Origin of the sequence: Escherichia sp. WS1118, assembly GCF_046487695.1 — a bacterium.
Lineage (GTDB): Bacteria > Pseudomonadota > Gammaproteobacteria > Enterobacterales > Enterobacteriaceae > Escherichia > Escherichia coli.
This window is the reverse complement of sequence record NZ_JBJQIZ010000005.1, coordinates 167,620-191,074: the sequence shown is the minus strand read 5'-3', so window position 1 is coordinate 191,074 and position 23,455 is coordinate 167,620. Positions and strand designations below refer to the sequence as shown.

The window sequence follows — 23,455 nt, the reverse complement described above, 5'->3', positions numbered from 1 at the left end:
GTATTAAAGGCGGAAAACGAGTTCAAACGGCGCGCCCTAACCGTATCAATGGCGAAATTCGCGCCCAGGAAGTTCGCTTAACAGGTCTGGAAGGCGAGCAGCTTGGTATTGTGAGTCTGAGAGAAGCTCTGGAGAAAGCAGAAGAAGCCGGAGTAGACTTAGTCGAGATCAGCCCTAACGCCGAGCCGCCGGTTTGTCGTATAATGGATTACGGCAAATTCCTCTATGAAAAGAGCAAGTCTTCTAAGGAACAGAAGAAAAAGCAAAAAGTTATCCAGGTTAAGGAAATTAAATTCCGTCCTGGTACAGATGAAGGCGACTATCAGGTAAAACTCCGCAGCCTGATTCGCTTTCTCGAAGAGGGTGATAAAGCCAAAATCACGCTGCGTTTCCGCGGTCGTGAGATGGCGCACCAGCAAATCGGTATGGAAGTGCTTAATCGCGTGAAAGACGATTTGCAAGAACTGGCAGTGGTCGAATCCTTCCCAACGAAGATCGAAGGCCGCCAGATGATCATGGTGCTCGCTCCTAAGAAGAAACAGTAAGGCCTTCAAGTAGCACTGTCTGTGGAGCCTTTGGGCTTCACAGGCATTGTTCGCCTTTGTTTCGTTTATTAACAATGCGAAGTGGAAGTTATTAAAATGCCAAAAATTAAGACCGTACGCGGTGCTGCTAAGCGCTTCAAAAAAACCGGTAAAGGTGGTTTTAAGCACAAGCACGCTAACCTGCGTCACATTCTGACCAAAAAAGCGACCAAACGTAAACGTCACCTGCGTCCGAAAGCCATGGTTTCCAAAGGCGATCTGGGCCTGGTAATCGCGTGCCTGCCGTACGCATAAGCCGTTAACGTTTTTAACTTTTTAATTAGAATATAGATACAGGAGAGCACATATGGCTCGCGTAAAACGTGGTGTTATTGCACGCGCACGTCACAAGAAAATTTTGAAACAAGCTAAAGGCTACTACGGTGCGCGTTCTCGCGTATACCGCGTTGCCTTCCAGGCTGTTATCAAAGCTGGTCAGTATGCTTACCGCGACCGTCGTCAACGTAAGCGTCAGTTCCGTCAACTGTGGATTGCGCGTATCAACGCAGCAGCACGTCAGAACGGTATTTCTTACAGCAAATTCATCAATGGCCTGAAAAAAGCCTCTGTTGAAATCGACCGTAAGATCCTGGCTGATATCGCAGTATTCGACAAAGTAGCGTTCACCGCTCTGGTTGAAAAAGCGAAAGCAGCTCTGGCATAAGCCAGTTGAAAGAGGGAGCTAGTCTCCCTCTTTTCGTTTCAACGCCATCAAAACATTGACTTTTATCGCCGTAGCCTTTTCAATAAAGGTCTTTTGAAGAGTACCAAAAGGTAACGCAAGCAATGAATGCTGCTATTTTCCGCTTCTTTTTTTACTTTAGCACCTGACTCCAGGAGGCTAGCGCGTGAGAAGAGAAACGGAAAACAGCGCCTGAAAGCCTCCCAGTGGAGGCTTTTTTTGTATGCGCGTTTTGAAAAATAAAAAGTCTGTCTCATCATGCGTAATTGTCGCAGCCAGTCTGGACACGGCCAGCGCGGAGAAACCGGAGCGTACTTAAGTACGTGAGGATTTCGAGCACTGCCCGGGACCAAAATGGCAAGTAAAATAGCCTGATGGGATGGGCTCTAAGTCCAACGAACCAGTGTCACCACTGACACAATGAGGAAAAACATGTCACATCTCGCAGAACTGGTTGCCAGTGCGAAGGCGGCCATTAGCCAGGCGTCAGATGTTGCCGCGTTAGATAATGTGCGCGTCGAATATTTGGGTAAAAAAGGGCACTTAACCCTTCAGATGACGACCCTGCGTGAGCTGCCGCCAGAAGAGCGTCCGGCAGCTGGTGCGGTTATCAACGAAGCGAAAGAGCAGGTTCAGCAGGCGCTGAATGCGCGTAAAGCGGAACTGGAAAGCGCTGCACTGAATGCGCGTCTGGCGGCGGAAACGATTGATGTCTCCCTGCCGGGTCGTCGCATTGAAAACGGCGGGCTGCATCCGGTGACCCGTACCATCGACCGTATCGAAAGTTTCTTCGGTGAGCTTGGCTTTACCGTGGCAACCGGGCCGGAAATCGAAGACGATTATCATAACTTCGATGCTCTGAACATTCCTGGTCACCACCCGGCGCGCGCTGACCACGACACTTTCTGGTTTGACGCTACCCGCCTGCTGCGTACCCAGACCTCTGGCGTACAGATCCGCACCATGAAAGCCCAGCAGCCACCGATTCGTATCATCGCGCCTGGCCGCGTTTATCGTAACGACTACGACCAGACTCACACGCCGATGTTCCATCAGATGGAAGGTCTGATTGTTGATACCAACATCAGCTTTACCAACCTGAAAGGCACGCTGCACGACTTCCTGCGTAACTTCTTTGAGGAAGATTTGCAGATCCGCTTCCGTCCTTCCTACTTCCCGTTTACCGAACCTTCTGCAGAAGTGGACGTCATGGGGAAAAATGGTAAATGGCTGGAAGTACTGGGCTGCGGGATGGTGCATCCGAACGTGCTGCGTAACGTTGGCATCGACCCGGAAGTTTACTCTGGTTTCGCCTTCGGGATGGGGATGGAGCGTCTGACCATGTTGCGTTACGGCGTCACCGACCTGCGTTCATTCTTCGAAAACGATCTGCGTTTCCTCAAACAGTTTAAATAAGGCAGGAATAGATTATGAAATTCAGTGAACTGTGGTTACGCGAATGGGTGAACCCGGCGATTGATAGCGACGCGCTGGCAAATCAAATCACGATGGCGGGCCTGGAAGTTGATGGTGTAGAACCGGTTGCCGGTAGCTTCCACGGCGTGGTCGTTGGTGAAGTGGTTGAGTGTGCGCAGCATCCGAACGCTGACAAACTGCGTGTGACAAAAGTGAATGTCGGCGGCGATCGCCTGCTGGACATCGTCTGCGGTGCGCCAAACTGCCGTCAGGGCCTGCGTGTGGCGGTAGCGACCATTGGTGCTGTTCTGCCGGGTGATTTCAAAATTAAAGCCGCGAAACTGCGTGGCGAACCGTCTGAAGGGATGCTGTGCTCCTTCTCTGAGCTGGGAATTTCTGACGATCATAACGGCATTATCGAGCTGCCTGCGGATGCGCCGATTGGCACCGACATCCGCGAATACCTGAAACTCGATGACAACACCATCGAAATTAGCGTGACGCCAAACCGTGCCGACTGCTTAGGTATCATTGGTGTTGCGCGCGACGTTGCCGTGCTGAACCAGCTGCCGCTGGTTGAACCGGAAATCGTTCCGGTTGGTGCGACCATCGACGACACGCTGCCGATTGCAGTAGAAGCGCCGGATGCCTGCCCGCGCTATCTTGGCCGTGTGGTAAAAGGCATTAACGTTAAAGCGCCAACTCCGCTGTGGATGAAAGAAAAACTGCGTCGTTGCGGGATCCGTTCTATCGATGCAGTTGTTGACGTCACCAACTATGTGCTGCTCGAACTGGGCCAGCCAATGCACGCTTTCGATAAAGATCGCATTGAAGGCGGCATTGTGGTGCGGATGGCGAAAGAGGGCGAAACGCTGGTGTTGCTCGACGGCACTGAAGCGAAGCTGGATGCTGACACCCTGGTCATCGCCGACCACAACAAGGCGCTGGCGATGGGCGGCATCTTTGGTGGCGAACACTCTGGCGTGAATGACGAAACGCAAAACGTTCTGCTGGAATGCGCTTTCTTCAGCCCGCTGTCTATCACCGGTCGTGCTCGTCGTCATGGCCTGCATACTGATGCGTCTCACCGTTATGAGCGTGGCGTTGATCCGGCACTGCAGCACAAAGCGATGGAACGTGCGACCCGTCTGCTGATCGACATCTGCGGTGGTGAAGCGGGTCCGGTAATTGATATCACTAACGAAGCAACGCTGCCGAAGCGTGCAACCATCACTTTACGTCGTAGCAAACTGGATCGCCTGATCGGCCATCATATTGCTGATGAGCAGGTAACAGACATTCTGCGTCGTCTCGGCTGCGAAGTGACCGAAGGCAAAGACGAGTGGCAGGCAGTTGCGCCGAGTTGGCGTTTCGACATGGAGATTGAAGAAGATCTGGTCGAAGAAGTCGCGCGTATTTACGGCTACAACAACATCCCGGATGAGCCGGTACAGGCAAGCCTGATTATGGGGACTCACCGTGAAGCTGACCTGTCGCTCAAGCGCGTAAAAACGCTGCTCAACGACAAAGGCTATCAGGAAGTGATCACCTATAGCTTCGTTGATCCGAAAGTGCAGCAGATGATCCATCCTGGCGTTGAAGCCTTACTGCTGCCAAGCCCGATCTCTGTTGAAATGTCAGCAATGCGTCTTTCCCTGTGGACCGGCCTGCTGGCAACCGTGGTGTACAACCAGAACCGTCAGCAGAATCGTGTACGCATTTTCGAAAGCGGTCTGCGTTTCGTGCCAGATACTCAGGCACCGTTGGGTATTCGTCAGGATCTGATGTTAGCCGGTGTGATTTGCGGTAACCGTTACGAAGAGCACTGGAACCTGGCAAAAGAGACCGTTGATTTCTATGATTTGAAAGGCGATCTTGAATCCGTTCTCGACCTGACCGGTAAACTGAATGAGGTTGAGTTCCGTGCAGAAGCGAATCCGGCACTGCATCCGGGGCAATCCGCAGCGATTTATCTGAAAGGTGAACGTATTGGTTTTGTTGGGGTTGTTCATCCTGAACTGGAACGTAAACTGGATCTTAACGGTCGCACTCTGGTGTTCGAACTGGAGTGGAACAAGCTCGCAGACCGCGTGGTGCCTCAGGCGCGCGAGATTTCTCGCTTCCCGGCGAACCGTCGTGACATCGCGGTGGTGGTCGCAGAAAACGTTCCCGCAGCGGATATTTTATCCGAATGTAAGAAAGTTGGCGTAAATCAGGTAGTTGGCGTAAACTTATTTGACGTGTACCGCGGTAAGGGTGTTGCGGAGGGGTATAAGAGCCTCGCCATAAGCCTGATCCTGCAAGATACCAGCCGTACACTCGAAGAAGAGGAGATTGCCGCTACCGTCGCCAAATGTGTAGAGGCATTAAAAGAGCGATTCCAGGCATCATTGAGGGATTGAACCTATGGCGCTTACAAAAGCTGAAATGTCAGAATATCTGTTTGATAAGCTTGGGCTTAGCAAGCGGGATGCCAAAGAACTGGTTGAACTGTTTTTCGAAGAGATCCGTCGCGCTCTGGAAAACGGCGAACAGGTGAAACTCTCTGGTTTTGGTAACTTCGATCTGCGTGATAAGAATCAACGCCCGGGACGTAACCCGAAAACGGGCGAGGATATTCCCATTACAGCACGGCGCGTGGTGACCTTCAGACCCGGGCAGAAGTTAAAAAGCCGGGTCGAAAACGCTTCGCCCAAAGACGAGTAATCTGATCTAACTAAAAAGGCCGCTCTGCGGCCTTTTTTCTTTTCACTGTCGAAGAGTCACCGTAAAATCAACGCCATGACACTTCAGCAGAACGGATACCATGCTGACACTTGCCCGCCAACAACAGCGACAAAATATTCGCTGGTTATTATGCCTGTCAGTTTTGATGCTGCTGGCGCTTCTCTTAAGCCTTTGCGCCGGTGAACAATGGATCTCGCCAGGTGACTGGTTTACTCCTCGTGGCGAACTGTTCGTCTGGCAAATTCGCCTGCCACGTACGCTGGCTGTATTGCTGGTTGGTGCGGCGCTGGCTATATCCGGCGCTGTAATGCAGGCGTTGTTCGAAAATCCTCTGGCAGAACCTGGACTACTTGGCGTCTCTAACGGCGCAGGCGTGGGGCTTATCGCCGCGGTATTGCTTGGGCAAGGGCAACTCCCCAACTGGGCGCTAGGGCTGTGTGCGATTGCAGGCGCACTTATCATCACTTTAATACTCTTACGTTTCGCTCGTCGTCATCTTTCGACCAGTCGGTTATTGCTGGCTGGCGTTGCATTAGGGATTATCTGTAGCGCACTAATGACGTGGGCTATCTACTTTTCCACCTCTGTTGATTTACGTCAGCTGATGTACTGGATGATGGGCGGTTTTGGCGGCGTAGACTGGCGGCAAAGCTGGCTGATGCTGGCATTGATCCCCGTGTTGTTGTGGATCTGTTGTCAGTCCAGGCCGATGAATATGTTAGCACTTGGCGAGATCTCGGCGCGGCAACTGGGTTTACCCCTGTGGTTCTGGCGCAATGTGCTGGTGGCAGCGACCGGCTGGATGGTTGGCGTCAGTGTGGCGCTGGCGGGTGCTATCGGCTTTATTGGTCTGGTGATCCCACATATTCTCCGGCTGTGTGGTTTAACCGATCATCGCGTATTACTTCCCGGCTGCGCGCTGGCAGGGGCGAGCGCATTGCTGCTGGCCGATATTGTAGCGCGCCTGGCATTAGCTGCCGCAGAGCTGCCAATTGGCGTGGTCACCGCAACGTTGGGTGCGCCGGTGTTTATCTGGTTATTGTTAAAAGCAGGACGTTAGCCGCAAAAGACGGTCTATGATTAAAAGCTAAGATTTTTACTGACCACACCCAGGAGAAACGATGCAAGATTCCATTCTGACGACCGTAGTGAAAGATATCGACGGTGAAGTGACCACGCTGGAGAAGTACGCCGGTAATGTGCTGTTGATTGTCAATGTCGCCTCAAAGTGTGGCTTAACGCCGCAATATGAGCAGTTTGAGAATATTCAGAAAGCCTGGGCTGATCGTGGTTTTGTGGTGCTGGGATTCCCGTGTAACCAGTTTCTGGAGCAAGAACCGGGTAGCGATGAAGAGATTAAAACTTACTGCACCACCACATGGGGGGTGACGTTCCCGATGTTCAGTAAGATTGAAGTTAATGGCGAAGGACGCCATCCGCTGTATCAAAAATTGATTGCCGCAGCGCCGACTGCAGTCGCGCCGGAAGAGAGCGGATTCTATGCCCGTATGGTCAGCAAAGGTCGTGCACCGCTGTACCCTGATGATATTTTATGGAATTTTGAGAAATTTTTAGTTGGCAGGGACGGAAAGGTCATCCAGCGTTTTTCCCCGGATATGACGCCGGAAGATCCCATTGTGATGGAAAGCATTAAACTGGCGTTGGCAAAATAATGTCTATTGTGATGCAGTTACAGGATGTTGCGGAATCCACCCGCCTGGGGCCGCTTTCTGGCGAGGTTCGGGCTGGGGAGATCCTGCACCTGGTGGGGCCGAATGGCGCGGGTAAGAGTACCTTACTGGCGCGAATGGCCGGAATGACCAGCGGTAAGGGCAGCATTCAGTTCGCGGGGCAACCACTGGAAGCATGGTCTGCAACAAAGCTCGCGCTGCATCGCGCCTATCTTTCACAACAGCAGACGCCGCCGTTTGCAATGCCGGTCTGGCACTACCTGACACTGCATCAGCACGATAAAACGCGTACCGAACTACTGAATGATGTCGCGGGGGCGCTGGCTCTTGATGACAAACTCGGACGTAGCACCAATCAACTTTCCGGCGGTGAATGGCAACGCGTACGTCTTGCTGCGGTGGTGCTGCAAATCACACCACAAGCCAATCCCGCAGGCCAATTGCTGCTTCTTGATGAGCCGATGAACAGTCTTGATGTTGCGCAACAAAGTGCCTTAGACAAAATTCTGAGCGCGCTGTGTCAGCAAGGACTGGCGATTGTGATGAGCAGTCACGATCTCAACCACACATTGCGTCATGCGCATCGGGCGTGGTTGCTAAAAGGTGGAAAAATGCTGGCCAGTGGACGCAGAGAAGAGGTGCTCACGCCGGCAAATCTGGCGCAGGCCTATGGGATGAATTTTCGCCGTCTGGATATCGAAGGTCACAGAATGCTGATTTCGACCATCTGATTTCATTAGTATCTTGAAAATCGGGTAATTACGACGCTAAATTAATGCAAGAATAAAAAACAGAGGAACCGTACGGAATGCGTTTCTGCCTTATTTTGATCACAGCACTGTTTCTGGCCGGGTGTAGCCACCATAAAGCACCGCCGCCAAATGCCAGACTTTCTGATTCGATTACCGTTATTGCCGGTTTGAACGACCAGCTACAAAGCTGGCATGGCACGCCGTATCGTTATGGTGGCATGACGCGGCGCGGTGTGGACTGTTCGGGATTTGTGGTTGTGACGATGCGCGATCGTTTCGATTTGCAGCTGCCCCGTGAAACCAAACAACAAGCCTCTATTGGCACGCAAATTGATAAAGACGAGTTGCTGCCAGGTGACCTGGTCTTTTTCAAAACGGGTTCCGGACAAAATGGTTTGCATGTAGGTATTTACGATACCAACAACCAATTTATCCACGCCTCTACCAGCAAGGGAGTGATGCGTTCCTCACTTGATAATGTCTATTGGCAGAAAAATTTCTGGCAGGCGAGACGAATCTAGTATGTCGAAAAATGGACGGCGATGATACATCGCCGTCCATTTACTCCTGAATACAGTAGTATTTTGCAGACAAAAATTCCGTAAATGGATTATTCGTTTATAATCAGGATAATCTAAAAAAAGGACCCCTGAAAAAGTGGTTAACATGGAACAAATGAAAGTTACTCCTTCTGTAATTGTTATGTCTTATGGCCTCATCCCTTTTAGCCGGATACTGAAAAACATCCTTCGAGAGGGACGGTTACCATGAAGATTTTTTTGGAGAATCTTTATCATTCTGATTGCTATTTCCTGCCGATAAGAGATAACCAGCAAGACCTTGTCGGCGTTGAGTTAATTACCCATTTCTCCAGTGAAGATGGTACGGTTCGTATCCCGACGAGTCGGGTTATAGCGCAACTTACCGAGGAGCAACATTGGCAATTATTTTCTGAACAGTTGGAATTACTAAAATCATGCCAACACTTTTTTATTCAACATAAACTCTTTGCCTGGCTTAATTTAACGCCACAAGTGGCTACATTATTATTAGACAGGGATAATTTCGCAGGCGAACTATTAAAATATCCCTTTATTGAACTGTTGATTAATGAGAATTACCCGCATTTCAATGAAGGAAAAGATAATCGCGATCTTTTATCCTTATCGCAAATGTATCCCCTTGTGTTAGGTAATTTGGGAGCAGGTAATAGCACAATGAAAGCGGTGTTTGATGGTCTTTTCACCCGCGTCATGCTGGATAAAAGTTTTATTCAGCAACAAATCACGCATCGCTCCTTCGAACCGTTTATTCGTGCGATCCAGGCGCAAATTTCCCCTTGTTGCAATTGCATCATCGCGGGGGGCATTGATACGCCAGAAATATTGGCACAGATTATCCCCTTTGATTTCCATGCTCTCCAGGGATGCCTGTGGCCTGCGGTTCCTATAAATCAGATAACGACGTTGGTTCAGCGATAACCCTCCTGTTTGCTGGTGTTTAAGACGAGAGTAACCGTCTACACTATCAAACAGGAGGATCTATGACCCTGTCTTTTATTACCCGCTGGCGCGATGAATTGCCAGAAACCTATACAGCACTTTCCCCTACGCCTTTAAATAATGCCCGGCTGATTTGGCATAATACCGAACTGGCTAACACGCTGAGTATTCCATCGTCGCTGTTTAAAAATGGCGCAGGTGTCTGGGGCGGCGAAAACCTACTGCCGGGTATGTCACCACTTGCGCAGGTTTACAGTGGTCATCAGTTTGGCGTCTGGGCGGGCCAACTGGGTGATGGGCGCGGCATTTTACTCGGCGAACAACTGCTTGCTGATGGCACTACAATGGACTGGCATCTGAAAGGTGCTGGCCTGACGCCTTATTCGCGAATGGGGGATGGACGGGCGGTTTTACGTTCGACGATACGAGAAAGTCTCGCCAGTGAGGCGATGCATTATCTGGGCATTCCGACGACCCGCGCTTTAAGTATCGTCACCAGCGATTCGCCAGTGTATCGGGAAACGGTGGAGTCAGGCGCGATGCTGATGCGTGTGGCACCAAGTCATCTGCGCTTTGGTCATTTCGAACATTTTTACTATCGCCGCGAGCCGGAAAAGGTTCGTCAGTTAGCTGACTTTGCCATTCGTCATTACTGGTCACATCTTGATGATGAGGAGGACAAATACCGTCTCTGGTTTACCGATGTTGTCGCACGTACCGCCTCGTTAATTGCCCAATGGCAGACGGTCGGCTTTGCTCATGGGGTGATGAATACCGACAACATGTCGCTGCTGGGGCTGACGCTTGATTACGGGCCGTTTGGTTTTCTTGATGATTACGAACCCGGTTTTATTTGTAATCACTCGGATCATCAAGGGCGTTACAGCTTTGATAATCAACCTGCCGTCGCGTTGTGGAATTTACAGCGTCTGGCGCAGACATTGTCGCCATTTGTTGCCGTAGATGGCCTGAATGAGGCCCTGGACAGCTATCAGCAGGTTTTGTTGACGCATTATGGACAACGGATGCGGCAGAAACTGGGCTTCATGACGGAGCAAAAAGAGGATAACGCGCTACTTAATGAATTATTCAGTCTGATGGCGCGAGAGCGCAGCGATTATACCCGCACATTCCGCATGCTGAGTCTGACCGAGCAGCACAGCGCGGCGTCACCGCTACGTGATGAGTTTATCGATCGTGCGGCATTTGATGACTGGTTTGCCCGTTATCGGGTACGTTTGCAACAAGACGAGGTTACCGATAGTGAGCGTCAGCAGCTGATGCAAAGCGTTAACCCGGCTCTGGTGTTGCGCAACTGGTTGGCGCAACGGGCGATTGAAGCGGCAGAAAAGGGTGATATGACGGAATTGCACCGCCTGCATGAGGCGTTGCGAAATCCTTTCAGCGACAGAGATGATGACTATGTCAGTCGTCCACCCGACTGGGGTAAACGGCTGGAAGTCAGCTGCTCGAGTTAAAGGCTACTTGGTCAACAGCAGCTTGCCAGCCTGAGTTTTACGGAGCAGATATTCTTGCCCGTCATGATCGATAATCAGTTTGCCATCCGGACCTAACAGTGTCTGGCTGGTAATTCGCCGGATGGGCTGCGGGGAAGCGGTCTTGTGACTGGCATCCGTTTCAGGCGTGAGTTTTCTGCTATCCGTATAACGCATAAAAATTAATAATAATTTATATAACAATGATTCTTATTATCAATATTATGGCGGGCCAGAGCAAGTAGTAATTTGTTGAGAAGACAACAAGTTGCGCAGAAATGCCCATCCCGTCAGGAATGGGCACGCATTCAGAAGCGAGTATCTACCGCAGAGGCGAGTTTTTCGACCAGGCGTTCGGTATCTTCCCAGCCCAGACACGGGTCGGTAATGGATTGACCGTAAGTGAGCGGCTGACCGCCGATGATTTTTTGCGTTCCTTCGCGCAGGAAACTTTCCGCCATAATTCCAGCAATCGCCGTAGAGCCATTGCGGATTTGCTGACAAATATCCTCACAAACTTCTAACTGGCGACGGTGCTGCTTCTGGCAGTTACCGTGGCTGAAATCCACCACCAGATGTTCAGGTAAATCAAACTCGTGCAGCGTATCGCAGGCTGCGGCGATATCATCGGCATGATAATTCGGTTTTTTGCCGCCACGCATAATAATGTGGCCATACGGGTTGCCGCTGGTCTGATAGATGGTCATCTGACCATTTTTGTCTGGCGAGAGGAACATATGGCTGGCGCGGGCTGCGCGGATAGCATCCACGGCAATCCGCGTGTTGCCATCGGTACCATTTTTAAAACCCACCGGACAGGAGAGTGCCGAAGCCATTTCGCGGTGGATCTGACTTTCGGTAGTACGTGCGCCAATCGCGCCCCAACTGATTAAATCAGCAATAAACTGACCGGTCACCATATCGAGGAACTCAGTCGCGGTAGGGACGCCCAGCTCATTTACCTGTAAAAGTAATTTGCGCGCCAGCTCCAGACCGTGATTTACCCGATAGCTACCGTTTAAATCTGGATCGGAGATGAGTCCTTTCCAGCCGACAACCGTTCGTGGTTTTTCAAAATAGGTGCGCATTACGATTTCCAGCCGTGACTGGTACTGGTTGCGCAGCGACTGCAGACGGGTGGCGTACTCCATCGCAGCGGTGAGATCGTGGATCGAGCAGGGGCCAATAATGACCAACAGTCGCTTATCTTCACCATTCAGTATTTTTTCAATTCTACGGCGGGAGTCGGTGACATGGGTGGCGACTCCAGGCGTTACGGGATACCGTAGCGCGAGTTCGGCGGGCGTTACCAGGCTCTCAATACGCGCAGTACGGAGTTCGTCAGTTCTGTTCATTACAAGTCTCAGAAATTTGTTGCTTCTACGGCAGGACTACCGGGAAGTGATGCGCATCACGATAAACCAATCGCAGCTGATTTCAAGTGCGAGGTGTGTCACACCTCGCCGGGTGGTTAGCATGATAACAAAAAAGTAAGCCAATGCACTAGTTCTCTAGTACATTCGGCGGCTAAGGCCCATGATATCGAGGATCTTGGTGGCAATCTCTTCTACCGAATAATTGGTACTGTTAATCCACGGGATCTGATTTTTACGGTACAACGCTTCCACTTCCGCGACTTCCATCCTGCACTGACGAAGCGAGGCATAGCGACTGTTCTCCCGACGTTCCTCGCGAATCGCCGCCAGACGTTCCGGGTCGATAGTCAGGCCGAACAATTTGTGCTGAAGTGGTTTGAGCGACGCGGGTAGCACCAGATTATCCATATCGTCGGCAATAAAGGGGTAATTTGCCGCGCGGATACCAAATTGCATTGCCAGATACAGACTGGTGGGGGTTTTACCACAGCGAGAAACACCGAGCAGGATCACCTGAGCCTGGTCCAGATTGCGCAACGAAATACCGTCATCGTGGGCAAGGGTGTAATCAATCGCCGCAATGCGCGCATCATATTTATTGAGATTATTAGGGTTAAGGCCATGGGTACGATGAGCAATCGGCGTTGGATCCAGTTTCATCTCTTGTTGTAGCGGGGCAACCAGCGCCTGAACGATATCCTGGCAAAAGCCTTCACTTTGCAAGATGATAGCGCGAATCTCCGGCAACACGATGGAGTAGAAGACCAGCGGGCGCACACCTGTCTGGTGATAAATTGCGTCAATCTGATCCTTCACTGCCCGTGCACGGCTCTCATTTTCGACAAACGGCAGCGTAATGCTGCTGATAGTGACGGGAAATTGTGACATTACTGCGTGTCCTAATACCTCCGCAGTTATTGCCGTACCATCAGAAATATAAAAAACGTGGCGATCAACAGCATTATCCATGTTGTTCTTCCCGTGATGCAGACATAATTCTATGAAAGCATAAATTAAAAACGCACAGAAGCGTAGAACGTTATGTCTGGTTTATAAAATGAAACTTAAATTTTATTTTTTATGAAAACAGCATTTCATTTTTATGGTTTCGTTTATACCGATGGTTTATGTGGAAATTGTCGAAGAGAGCAGATTTGCGCAACGCTGGGATCAGTCTTAAAAAGTAAAAAAATATATTTGCTTGAACGATTCACCGTTTTTTTCATCCGGTTAAATATGCAAAGATAAATGCGCAGAAATGTGTTTCTCAAACCGTTCATTTATCACAAAAGGATTGTTCGATGTCCAACAATGGCTCGTCACCGCTGGTGCTTTGGTATAACCAACTCGGCATGAATGATGTAGACAGGGTTGGGGGCAAAAATGCCTCCCTGGGTGAAATGATTACTAACCTTTCCGGAATGGGTGTTTCCGTTCCGAATGGTTTCGCCACAACCGCCGACGCGTTTAACCAGTTTCTGGACCAAAGCGGCGTAAACCAGCGCATTTATGAACTGCTGGATAAAACGGATATTGACGATGTTACCCAGCTTGCGAAAGCGGGCGCGCAAATCCGCCAGTGGATTATCGACACTCCCTTCCAGCCTGAGCTGGAAAACGCCATCCGCGAAGCCTATGCACAGCTTTCCGCCGATGACGAAAACGCTTCGTTTGCGGTGCGTTCCTCCGCTACTGCAGAAGATATGCCGGACGCTTCTTTTGCCGGTCAGCAGGAAACTTTCCTCAACGTTCAGGGTTTTGACGCCGTTCTCGTGGCAGTGAAACATGTATTTGCTTCTCTGTTTAACGATCGCGCCATCTCTTATCGTGTGCACCAGGGTTACGATCACCGTGGCGTGGCGCTCTCCGCCGGTGTTCAGCGGATGGTGCGCTCCGACCTCGCATCTTCTGGCGTGATGTTCTCCATTGATACCGAATCCGGCTTTGACCAGGTGGTGTTTATCACTTCCGCATGGGGCCTTGGTGAAATGGTCGTGCAGGGTGCGGTTAACCCGGATGAGTTTTATGTGCATAAACCGACACTTGCGGCGAATCGCCCGGCTATCGTGCGCCGCACCATGGGGTCGAAAAAAATCCGCATGGTTTACGCGCCGACCCAGGAGCACGGCAAGCAGGTTAAAATCGAAGACGTACCGCAGGAACAGCGTGACATCTTCTCGCTGACCAACGAAGAAGTGCAGGAACTGGCAAAACAGGCCGTACAAATTGAGAAACACTACGGTCGCCCGATGGATATTGAGTGGGCGAAAGATGGCCACACCGGCAAACTGTTCATTGTGCAGGCGCGTCCGGAAACCGTGCGCTCACGCGGTCAGGTCATGGAGCGTTATACGCTGCATTCACAGGGTAAGATTATCGCCGAAGGCCGTGCTATTGGTCATCGCATCGGCGCGGGGCCGGTGAAAGTCATCCATGACATCAGCGAAATGAACCGCATCGAACCTGGCGACGTGCTGGTTACTGACATGACCGACCCGGACTGGGAACCGATCATGAAGAAAGCATCTGCCATCGTCACCAACCGTGGCGGTCGTACCTGTCACGCGGCGATCATCGCTCGTGAACTCGGCATTCCGGCGGTAGTGGGCTGTGGTGATGCAACAGAACGGATGAAAGACGGCGAGAACGTCACTGTTTCTTGTGCCGAAGGTGATACCGGTTACGTCTATGCGAAGTTGCTGGAATTTAGCGTGAAAAGCTCCAGCGTAGAAACGATGCCGGACCTGCCGTTGAAGGTGATGATGAACGTCGGTAACCCGGACCGTGCTTTCGACTTCGCCTGCCTGCCGAACGAAGGCGTGGGCCTTGCGCGTCTGGAATTTATCATCAACCGTATGATTGGCGTCCACCCACGCGCACTGCTTGAGTTTGACGATCAGGAACCGCAGTTGCAAAACGAAATCCGCGAGATGATGAAAGGTTTTGATTCTCCGCGTGAATTTTACGTTGGTCGTCTGACTGAAGGGATCGCGACGCTGGGTGCCGCGTTTTATCCGAAGCGCGTCATTGTCCGTCTCTCTGATTTTAAATCGAACGAATATGCCAATCTGGTCGGTGGTGAGCGTTACGAGCCAGATGAAGAGAACCCGATGCTCGGCTTCCGTGGCGCGGGCCGCTATGTTTCCGACACCTTCCGCGACTGCTTCGCGCTGGAGTGTGAAGCAGTGAAACGTGTGCGCAACGACATGGGGCTGACTAACGTTGAGATCATGATCCCGTTCGTGCGTACCGTTGATCAGGCGAAAGCGGTGGTTGAGGAACTGGCGCGTCAGGGGCTGAAACGTGGCGAGAACGGGCTGAAAATCATCATGATGTGTGAAATTCCGTCCAACGCCTTGCTGGCAGAGCAGTTCCTGGAATATTTCGACGGCTTCTCAATTGGCTCAAACGACATGACGCAGCTGGCGCTCGGTCTGGATCGTGACTCCGGCGTGGTGTCCGAACTGTTCGATGAGCGCAACGATGCGGTGAAAGCACTGCTGTCGATGGCGATTCGTGCCGCGAAGAAACAGGGCAAATATGTCGGGATTTGCGGTCAGGGTCCATCCGACCACGAAGACTTTGCTGCATGGTTGATGGAAGAGGGGATCGATAGCCTGTCTCTGAACCCGGACACCGTGGTGCAAACCTGGTTAAGCCTGGCTGAACTGAAGAAATAAAATAAATACCCGGCGGCGTTTTGTCGCCGGGTTTATGTGATCCCCGAAGATGAAACTTATTCAATCTCTTCACAGACATCCTGAGTTAATCGCCGCATAATATCTTTCCTTAACAAAAACTTTTGTATTTTACCTGAGACAGTGCGCGGTAGTTTTTCGATTACCACGATATGTTCAGGATATTTATATTTTGCGACCCGTTTACGGCTAAAAAAAGCCACCACCTCTTCCAGCGATAATGAATGATGCGGCGCTTTCAGCACGACATAAGCGCATGAACGTTCACCTAAACGTTCATCGGGCATCGCAACCACACAGGCATCGTGAATTTTAGGATGCTGCAATAAAATATCTTCTACTTCACGGCTGCTAATATTTTCGCCGCCGCGGACAATAATATCTTTCTTGCGCCCGGTTATTTTTATATAGCCAGCCTCATCCATGCGGCAGAGATCGCCGCTGTAATACCAGCCTTCTTCATCCAGGGCACGGGCGGTTAATTCAGGTTCATCAAAATACCCCATAAACACATTGGGGCCACGCGAGGCTTCTTCACCTTCGCAACCTGGCGGTAAAGTCTTGCGTGCGTCATCGACCACTTTAATCTCTACACCTGCGGCAGCGTAACCGTCGGTGTGCATAAAGCGCGGCAAAGGATCGTCGAGATTCACCACCGCATGCGGCGAACTTTCTGTGGAACCATAAACACTTAATAATTTAATGCCGCGCTGCTGGCATTCTCGCGCCACTTTTTTGGGGATTGTGGTACCTCCGCAAAGAAAGAAGCGCAGCGCTGAAAGGTCTGCGGGTTGTTTCTCTAGTAAATTCAAAAGATCATAGACAAACGGCGTTGCGCCGAGCATACAGGTGCAACGCTGCTGCTCAAGCAGCGCGAGACACGCATCAGGAGTGAAAATATCTAACAACACGCTGCGAGCACCAATCAAAAAAGGTGCTGTTACGCCATGCAGAAAGCCCGTTGCGTGACCAAGTGGCGCAGGCATCATAAAGACATCCTGCCAGGTCAGATTTAGCCGCGCGCAATAAGCCCGCTCACTGGCGAGAATATTGTTATGCGTTAGCATCACACCCTTTGGCAGACCCTCGGTTCCGGAGGTAAATAGCACAGCGGCTAATTCATCGCCGTGGACCGTTATCGCCGTGGTCAGAGGAGTATTGTCGGCGAGAATCTGACTTAATGAGAGGGAAGAGGTGGCGGGAGCCAGTTTGTCCACGCCGACAATTTGTTGTAGTTGTGGAAGCTGATTTTGCAGCGGCAGGATTAAATCTACCGGACGCGTTTGTTTAAACAACGTCGGTGCAAAGAACATTTTTGCCTGACACTTATTGAGCACCCACACCAGTTCTGCTTCCCGCCAGGAAGGTAACAGCGGCACGGAAACCGCACCGGTTTTCAGGCAGGCAAGATAGATAACGGTAAATTCACACCAGCCTGGCAGTTGAAATGCGATGCGATCGCCTGATTCAATACCCTTCGCTAACATCCAGTTTGCCAGACAGCTCGCGGCGTGATCGAGCGCGCTATAGGTGTACGTTGCACCATGATTGTCGACCACGGCAATTTTGTCTGGCATCGCACGAGCGGTCTGCTGCCAGTAATCGGCCAGCGAAGCATCGCCCCATAACCCTTGCTGACGATACGCCGCACGACGTTGTTCGTTGAACGTTAATGTCACTTTCATTTTGGACTCTCGAAACAGAACATCAGGCCCGAGATGCGGGCCTGTGGGATGCATGATTAGCCGTAGCGAAATTCAATACCGAAGGTGCCTGCGGGATATTGCCACTGTTCGAGAATAGTGTTGCCGCACAGCACCCGACAGGTGCCGCACTCCAGACAACCGGCGGAATCGAAATGAATGTTTCCTGCGTCATCCTGCTTATAAAGTCCGGCAGGGCAAGCTTTCATTAATTTACGGAATTCATTGATATCGGGATTTGCCGCCAAAATGATATGCGGGTGGCCCTCATCAACATGGAATTTATTGACGCCTAATTTGATGTCGACGTTAACCGTAGCGTTCTGGCTCATAGCGCGGTTGCTCCCTTAATGCCATCTTTCAGCAAGTTGATCAGCCCAATTTTCTTCGCGTGTCCCATGATCATTTTGCGTACCGGCTGGTTTGGTTTGCCGTCAATGGTGAACATATCGTTCATGATGTCGGCGACCATTCGTGGGTATTGGCTAAACAGGCGCGGGTTTTCCATCAGCGCCGGGATCTTGCGGAAATGCTGCATATCGCGCATAACACAACTTTGTTCCAGCTCACGTTTGTATTGCGCCAGACTGCTGGCGGAGAAATCCGCGCGTTCTTTGGCGGCGATCACCGTTGTGGCGGCAGCCTGAGCTGATGCAATGGCTAAATCCATGCCGCGAACTGTAAAACCCAAATTCAGGCAGAAGCCTGCGGCGTCACCAACGATCATCACGCCATCGTTAACCAGCTGCGGCACCATTGCCAGACCGCCCTCCGGCACCATATGCGCGGAATATTCAAGCAGTTTGCCGCCGCTAATCAGCGGGCGAATGGCGGGGTGTTGTTTAAAATCTTCCAGCATTTGCGGCACGCTTTTTTGCGCATGGGCGATATCACTCAATCCACAAACCAGCCCCAACGATACGGAATCTTTGTTGGTATAGAGGAATCCGCCGCCCATCAGGCCGTCAGAAGGGGAACCGGCAAACAGCCAGGCGGCACCTTCCTCGCCCGTAACATTAAAGCGATCGTTGATCTGTTCTGGTGTCAGGCCTATAACCTCTTTAACACCAACAGCGTAATGATGCGGATTGGAAGCGGAAACCATTCCCAGCGAGCGGCCAAGCATCGAGTTAACGCCATCAGCCAGAATCACCACATTCGCTTCGAGAATATCATCCCCGGCCTGGACGCCAGTGACCTTGTTTCCTTCACGAACCAGCGCATCGACGCGTACGCCCGGGATAAACTGCGCGCCCGCCTGCTCGGCTTGTTCCATCAACCACGGGTCCAGACGATTACGCAATACGGTATAAGACGCGTGTTGCGGAACATCTGGTTGCTCGCGGTGAAAATCGAGGGTAACGGCGCTTTCTTCGGTTAAGAAGGAGATTTTCTCGCGTGTGACCTTGCGTTCTACCGGCGCTGATGCTGCAAAGCCTGGAATAATTGCTTCAAGTGTGTGGGCATAAAGACGCCCGCCGGTCATGTTTTTACATCCGGCACTGTCGCCGCGTTCTATCACCAGGACATCCAGCCCGGCTCGCGCCATGACCAGTGCGGCAACGCTACCGGCAACGCCCGCACCGACCACAATGGCATCAAATTTGTCATCCGACATGCGTTATGCTCCCTTCCCGCTGCGTTTACAGCGGGAGATGTGGTTGAAAGGGAATTAGCGACTCAACTGGCTAATCAGGGCAGGGACGACTTTGTAGATATCGCCCACCAGACCGTAGTCGGCATAGTTGAAGATTGGCGCATTTTTATCTTTATTAATGGCGACAATCACTTTTGCGCCGTTGCCGCCAACCATATGCTGGATCTGCCCGGAGATCCCCAGCGTCAGGTAGAGATCGGATTTCAGCAACACGCCGGAGACACCGATATAACGTTCACGCTCCATCCAGTTCTCGCCTTCGGCAATTGGACGTGAACAGCCGACTTCAGCATTCAGCACCGCCGCCAGTTCGTGGACCATTTTCAGGTCATCCTGCGCCGCCAGACCACGACCGACGCCAACCACACGTTTTGCTTTGCTCAGGTCCACGCTGCTTGCCGCTTTCGCACGGCGTTCGCGACAGAGAATTTCATGACGCGGGGCAACATAAGGTACCGTTTCTGTCGGGCACTGATGAGAGATATCACGGGTGCACGGCTCCTGAACACCGGGTGCAAGGGTAATGATCGCCAGCGGGCTGTTGATCTTTTCCTGAGCGAACGCTAACCCGCCATACATCCGGTGTTCGGCGCAAATGTGACCATCGACAATATCCACCGCCGTGGCATCGTTCACCAGCGCCGCATTCAGTTGCACACTTAACCGTGCTGCCAGAGCTTTACCACGTTTCGTCGCGGCCAACAGCAACATAGCGGGGTGTTTATCTTTCAGCAGGGCAGCAATGCTTTCGGCGTAATTTTCAGTACGTTGCAGCGCGTCGTTTTGCTCAAGAACATAAATGCATTTTGGCCCATAAGGCATAACTGCCTGCGCCTGCTCGGTATTTTGTACAATGGCATACACCTGTTGGCCCCATTGCTGAGCGCCGCCAAACAGTTCAGCATAACGTTCAGGATTATCGCTAAAGACCCAGACGCTGTTTAATTGACTCATCGTTTCTTCTCCGTAGGCTTCAGTTCAGGGCTTTCTTCAGATGTTCCGCCAGCTCGGCAATGGCCTCCGGCGAATCGTTATCGAGAATGATGTGCTTACGTTCTGTTTGCGGCGGTACGCGAATGCCGGTCAGTTCAGCAAGTGGTGCGCTCTGGCTCCAGCCAATATCACTTGCCTGCCACTGATTTACCGGTTTTTTACCCGCGCCGAGAATGGCTTTCATCGAAGGAATACGTGGCACGTTAATATCGGAGGTGACGCAGAGCACGGCTGGAACAGAGAGTTCAATAACTTCAACATCATCTTCAAGCGTGCGTTCAATCACCAGTGTATTGCCCTGACGCTGAATGGCACTCACTGCATTAATCACCGGAAGTTGCAGAATTTCTCCGACCAGCAAGCCAACCTGCTGGGCATAAAGGTCGCCGGAACCTTCACCAAAGATCAGTAAATCGAAGCCGATCTTTTCAACTGCTGTCGCCAGCGCCTTTGCGGTATCGAGAGGCAGTGCATGCTCAAGTTGTGCATCCTGCACCATATACAGGCTGTGCGGCCCGCGGGATAGCACGTCTTTGCGCACTTTCGAGTTCTGCAACAAAGAGCCGCCGACGGTCAGCGCGGCTATCTCATCGTCATCTGTTGCAAGCTGGCTTGCAGCTTCAATGGCATTGAGATCGAACTGGCTGATTTTGGCGTCGGCATTGTCGAAATTCAGGGTGTATTCTGGAGTGACAACAATGTCCTGTTCTTCAGGCACCAGCTTAAAGCAGGTTATTATTTTCATGATTTCTCCTGTGAGTCGCATACGGAACCATCTCCGATGGAAGGTAAAAATGGCCTGAAAATAGTGTGCGATAGCGGTGCGGGGTTTTCGACGGAGCAAGCTGTTTTCCTTGCCAACAATCTTGCAAAAAAAATGCGATCGCTAAAACAAAAGTGCAATTTGCGGCAATATAGTTATTCCATGACCGTGCAATCTTGCATTCAGTGTAAATAATCTTGTTTAGCTCTCGCTAAACGCGGTTGTATAACCGCAATACACGCCGTATTTTATCCGGCATATATTGTTTTTGTTTGCTCATGGAATAGGGAGGTTGTCATGTATCAACGCTGTTTTGATAATGCCAGTGAAACGCTGTTTGTCGCCGGTAAAACGCCACGGCTTTCACGTTTCGCATTTAGCGATGATCCAAAATGGGAGTCTGGACATCACGTTCATGACAATGAAACCGAGCTGATTTACGTCAAGAAAGGGGTAGCAAGGTTTACCATCGATTCTTCGTTATATGTCGCGCATGCCGATGACATTGTGGTGATAGAACGTGGCAGGCTGCATGCGGTGGCCTCTGACGTTAACGATCCGGCAACGACGTGTACCTGTGCGCTGTACGGCTTTCAGTTTCAGGGGGCTGAGGAAAATCAGCTACTGCAACCGCATTCTTGCCCGGTAATTGCCGCAGGGCAGGGAAAAGAAGTCATTAAAACCTTATTTAATGAGCTAAGTGTGATTTTGCCGCAAAGTAAAAATAGCCAAACATCTTCGTTATGGGACGCATTTGCCTATACGTTAGCAATTCTTTACTACGAAAACTTTAAAAATGCTTATCGTTCGGAGCAGGGATATATTAAAAAAGATGTTCTGATAAAAGATATTCTTTTCTATCTGAATAATAACTATCGCGAAAAAATCACTTTAGAGCAGTTATCGAAAAAATTTCGTGCCAGCGTCAGTTATATCTGCCATGAATTTACCAAAGAGTATCGTATTTCCCCTATTAACTATGTTATTCAACGGCGTATGACGGAAGCGAAATGGTCACTCACTAATACTGAATTATCACAGGCAGAGATCTCCTGGCGTGTGGGTTATGAAAATGTCGATCACTTTGCCAAACTGTTTTTGCGCCATGTCGGCTGTTCGCCCAGCGATTACCGCAGGCAATTTAAAAACTGTTTTGCGGAACAAGAAATCCTATCTGAATTTCCTCAACCAGTAAGTCTTGCCGGATAAATCTGGCGGCGCAGTTTGTTAAGAAGCTGCGCCGCCTGCAGATTATTTGTTCTGATAATCTTTCAGGATCTGCCGACCTGCTACGTAAATCATAATTTCGTCTGTACCGCCGCCGATACGTTCACAACGGACATCACGCCAGAAGCGGGAGACGCGCGCCTCATCGGTATAGCCCAGACCGCCCATGATTTGAATCGCATCATCAATGACTTCCATTGCGGTACGTGCGCAGTACAGTTTTGCCAGCGCCGCGCTGGTGCGCAGTGACTGATGCTGATCGGCTTGCCATGCCACTTTCAACACCATGTTGCGCATGTTGTCGATCTTAATCGCCATCAGCGCCAGTTTTTCCTGGATCATCTGGTTATGACCAATGGGCTTACCAAAAGCGATACGCTGGTTGGCATAGCGGGCGGCATCTTCGAATGCGCATTCGGCAAAGCCGGTGCTGCGCGCGGCGTTGATCAGGCGCTCCATCTCAAAGTTGTACATCACATTGAGGAAACCCATTCCTTCTTCGCCCACCATGTCGCTCTCTTCAACTTCCACGTTGTCGAGATAGACTTCGCAGGTGCTGAGCATATGCCAGCCGATTTTATGCAGTGGATTGATTTTAATGCCGGGTTTACTGGAGTCGACCCACCACAGAGTAAAGGCCTTTTTCGGATCTTTCGGTTGCGGATCGCGCGCCAACACCAGCATATATGGGTACTCTTTCGCACCGGTAATAAAGGTTTTCTGTCCGTTGATGTAAACCTTGCCGTTTTTACGCGTGTAAGTGGTAGTGGCACTGTTGTTGTCTGAGCCTGCGCCTGGCTCTGTCAATGCCAGGGCATAGGCGGGATCACCCGTTTCCAGGGTGCTCTCTGCCGTTTTACGTAGCTGCTCTGCAGAACCGAAACGGCGCATACTGTGAATACATTGACCGTTGGTAATCAAAAATGCCGGAGCACCGCATTTTGACACTTCCATCAGCGCCAGCATTTGGGTGACGTAATCCGCAGGGATACCACCAAATTCTTCCGGCACGCCAAGCATGGAAATACCGTTATCCGCCAGTGCCCGCATAAACTCACGCGGGTATGTCCCGTTTTGATCGCAGGTGCGGAAATACTCTTCCGGAAAGTTAGTCGTAATCAGTTCGCGAATACTGGCCAGCAGCAGTTCTTGTTCTTCAGTTAAAGAAAAATCCATCATTATACTCCT

24 protein-coding genes and 1 other annotated feature are annotated in these 23,455 nt (G+C 51.0%); of the genes, 15 read left to right on the top strand and 9 right to left on the bottom strand.

Annotated features, from left to right (window positions below; translation table 11 throughout):
* Positions 1 to 2: 2 nt before the first annotated feature.
* The 13 genes from infC to selO all read left to right on the top strand — a co-directional run bounded on the left by infC (position 3) and on the right by selO (position 10,832).
* Positions 3 to 545 carry a translation initiation factor IF-3 gene (gene infC / locus ACJHYO_RS11195; RefSeq protein WP_001700733.1) on the top strand — a complete coding sequence of 181 codons (543 nt, stop codon included), beginning with the start codon at positions 3 to 5 and terminating at the stop codon, positions 543 to 545.
* A 96-nt stretch (positions 546 to 641) separates the two neighbouring features.
* Positions 642 to 839: a 50S ribosomal protein L35 gene (gene rpmI / locus ACJHYO_RS11190; protein WP_001124225.1), complete on the top strand. Its 198-nt coding sequence runs from the start codon at positions 642 to 644 to the stop codon at positions 837 to 839.
* Positions 840 to 891: 52 nt separating this feature from the next.
* A complete protein-coding gene (rplT, locus tag ACJHYO_RS11185; protein ID WP_000124850.1) occupies positions 892 to 1,248 on the top strand; it encodes a 50S ribosomal protein L20 in 357 nt (118 codons plus the stop codon).
* 116 nt (positions 1,249 to 1,364) lie between these two features.
* Positions 1,365 to 1,489: a sequence feature (Phe leader region), on the top strand.
* Positions 1,371 to 1,415, top strand: a complete 45-nt coding sequence (gene pheM / locus ACJHYO_RS11180) for a pheST operon leader peptide PheM (RefSeq protein WP_001386830.1) — start codon at positions 1,371 to 1,373, stop codon at positions 1,413 to 1,415. (Overlaps the previous feature by 45 nt.)
* Before the next feature lie 209 nt (positions 1,490 to 1,698).
* Positions 1,699 to 2,682, top strand: a complete 984-nt coding sequence (gene pheS / locus ACJHYO_RS11175) for a phenylalanine--tRNA ligase subunit alpha (protein ID WP_000018588.1) — start codon at positions 1,699 to 1,701, stop codon at positions 2,680 to 2,682.
* A 14-nt stretch (positions 2,683 to 2,696) separates the two neighbouring features.
* The gene (gene pheT / locus ACJHYO_RS11170; RefSeq protein WP_000672318.1) at positions 2,697 to 5,084 is read left to right on the top strand and encodes a phenylalanine--tRNA ligase subunit beta; all 2,388 of its coding nucleotides are present in this window, start codon (positions 2,697 to 2,699) and stop codon (positions 5,082 to 5,084) included.
* 4 nt (positions 5,085 to 5,088) lie between these two features.
* Positions 5,089 to 5,388, top strand: a complete 300-nt coding sequence (gene ihfA, locus ACJHYO_RS11165; RefSeq protein ID WP_001229265.1) for an integration host factor subunit alpha — start codon at positions 5,089 to 5,091, stop codon at positions 5,386 to 5,388.
* Positions 5,389 to 5,488: 100 nt separating this feature from the next.
* Entirely contained in the window at positions 5,489 to 6,469 is a 981-nt protein-coding gene (gene btuC, locus ACJHYO_RS11160) for a vitamin B12 ABC transporter permease BtuC (protein ID WP_000956528.1), read from the top strand.
* A 61-nt stretch (positions 6,470 to 6,530) separates the two neighbouring features.
* Positions 6,531 to 7,082 (top strand): bifunctional thioredoxin/glutathione peroxidase, encoded by a 552-nt coding sequence (gene btuE / locus ACJHYO_RS11155; RefSeq protein ID WP_001154169.1) that lies wholly within the window; start codon positions 6,531 to 6,533, stop codon positions 7,080 to 7,082.
* Positions 7,082 to 7,831: a vitamin B12 ABC transporter ATP-binding protein BtuD gene (btuD, locus tag ACJHYO_RS11150; protein ID WP_000029464.1), complete on the top strand. Its 750-nt coding sequence runs from the start codon at positions 7,082 to 7,084 to the stop codon at positions 7,829 to 7,831. Before btuE ends, btuD begins: the two co-directional genes overlap by 1 nt.
* Before the next feature lie 77 nt (positions 7,832 to 7,908).
* Positions 7,909 to 8,373 carry a C40 family peptidase gene (locus ACJHYO_RS11145; protein ID WP_001209785.1) on the top strand — a complete coding sequence of 155 codons (465 nt, stop codon included), beginning with the start codon at positions 7,909 to 7,911 and terminating at the stop codon, positions 8,371 to 8,373.
* Between the two features lie 246 nt (positions 8,374 to 8,619).
* A complete protein-coding gene (ydiV, locus tag ACJHYO_RS11140; RefSeq protein ID WP_001296111.1) occupies positions 8,620 to 9,333 on the top strand; it encodes an anti-FlhDC factor in 714 nt (237 codons plus the stop codon).
* A 62-nt stretch (positions 9,334 to 9,395) separates the two neighbouring features.
* Positions 9,396 to 10,832, top strand: coding sequence for a protein adenylyltransferase SelO (gene selO, locus ACJHYO_RS11135; protein ID WP_085455366.1), 1,437 nt, complete (start codon positions 9,396 to 9,398; stop codon positions 10,830 to 10,832).
* 3 nt (positions 10,833 to 10,835) lie between these two features.
* Here selO and hemP read toward each other — a convergent pair whose 3' ends face one another.
* The 3 genes from hemP to ppsR form a co-directional block, all read right to left on the bottom strand.
* A complete protein-coding gene (gene hemP, locus ACJHYO_RS11130) occupies positions 10,836 to 11,027 on the bottom strand; it encodes a hemin uptake protein HemP (RefSeq protein ID WP_001313872.1) in 192 nt (63 codons plus the stop codon).
* Between the two features lie 131 nt (positions 11,028 to 11,158).
* Positions 11,159 to 12,205 (bottom strand): 3-deoxy-7-phosphoheptulonate synthase AroH, encoded by a 1,047-nt coding sequence (gene aroH / locus ACJHYO_RS11125; protein WP_001082224.1) that lies wholly within the window; start codon positions 12,203 to 12,205, stop codon positions 11,159 to 11,161.
* Between the two features lie 156 nt (positions 12,206 to 12,361).
* Complete coding sequence (gene ppsR, locus ACJHYO_RS11120; RefSeq protein WP_000368046.1) at positions 12,362 to 13,195, bottom strand: posphoenolpyruvate synthetase regulatory kinase/phosphorylase PpsR; 834 nt, start codon at positions 13,193 to 13,195, stop codon at positions 12,362 to 12,364.
* Between the two features lie 332 nt (positions 13,196 to 13,527).
* Here ppsR and ppsA point away from each other — a divergent pair, with 332 nt between their 5' ends.
* The gene (ppsA, locus tag ACJHYO_RS11115; RefSeq protein ID WP_000069388.1) at positions 13,528 to 15,906 is read left to right on the top strand and encodes a phosphoenolpyruvate synthase; all 2,379 of its coding nucleotides are present in this window, start codon (positions 13,528 to 13,530) and stop codon (positions 15,904 to 15,906) included.
* Positions 15,907 to 15,962: 56 nt separating this feature from the next.
* On the opposite strand, the gene fadK is transcribed toward ppsA, so the two are convergent.
* From fadK to ACJHYO_RS11090, 5 genes are read right to left on the bottom strand one after another with little or no spacing between them, the layout of a single operon-like run.
* A complete protein-coding gene (gene fadK, locus ACJHYO_RS11110; RefSeq protein WP_001298223.1) occupies positions 15,963 to 17,609 on the bottom strand; it encodes a medium-chain fatty-acid--CoA ligase in 1,647 nt (548 codons plus the stop codon).
* A 56-nt stretch (positions 17,610 to 17,665) separates the two neighbouring features.
* A complete protein-coding gene (locus ACJHYO_RS11105) occupies positions 17,666 to 17,959 on the bottom strand; it encodes a ferredoxin family protein (RefSeq protein WP_000081072.1) in 294 nt (97 codons plus the stop codon).
* Complete coding sequence (locus tag ACJHYO_RS11100) at positions 17,956 to 19,245, bottom strand: FAD-dependent oxidoreductase (protein WP_021580775.1); 1,290 nt, start codon at positions 19,243 to 19,245, stop codon at positions 17,956 to 17,958. The genes ACJHYO_RS11105 and ACJHYO_RS11100 overlap by 4 nt, the downstream gene beginning before the upstream one ends.
* 54 nt (positions 19,246 to 19,299) lie before the next feature.
* Positions 19,300 to 20,238, bottom strand: coding sequence for an electron transfer flavoprotein subunit alpha (locus ACJHYO_RS11095; protein ID WP_000080732.1), 939 nt, complete (start codon positions 20,236 to 20,238; stop codon positions 19,300 to 19,302).
* 19 nt (positions 20,239 to 20,257) lie between these two features.
* Positions 20,258 to 21,022: an electron transfer flavoprotein gene (locus tag ACJHYO_RS11090; protein WP_000692157.1), complete on the bottom strand. Its 765-nt coding sequence runs from the start codon at positions 21,020 to 21,022 to the stop codon at positions 20,258 to 20,260.
* Positions 21,023 to 21,337: 315 nt separating this feature from the next.
* Here ACJHYO_RS11090 and ACJHYO_RS11085 point away from each other — a divergent pair, with 315 nt between their 5' ends.
* Entirely contained in the window at positions 21,338 to 22,249 is a 912-nt protein-coding gene (locus tag ACJHYO_RS11085) for an AraC family transcriptional regulator (RefSeq protein WP_000284798.1), read from the top strand.
* A gap of 42 nt (positions 22,250 to 22,291) precedes the next feature.
* Here the strand turns inward: ACJHYO_RS11085 and ACJHYO_RS11080 are convergent, their stop codons facing one another.
* Positions 22,292 to 23,443 carry an acyl-CoA dehydrogenase gene (locus ACJHYO_RS11080; RefSeq protein WP_000347850.1) on the bottom strand — a complete coding sequence of 384 codons (1,152 nt, stop codon included), beginning with the start codon at positions 23,441 to 23,443 and terminating at the stop codon, positions 22,292 to 22,294.
* Positions 23,444 to 23,455 lie beyond the last annotated feature (12 nt).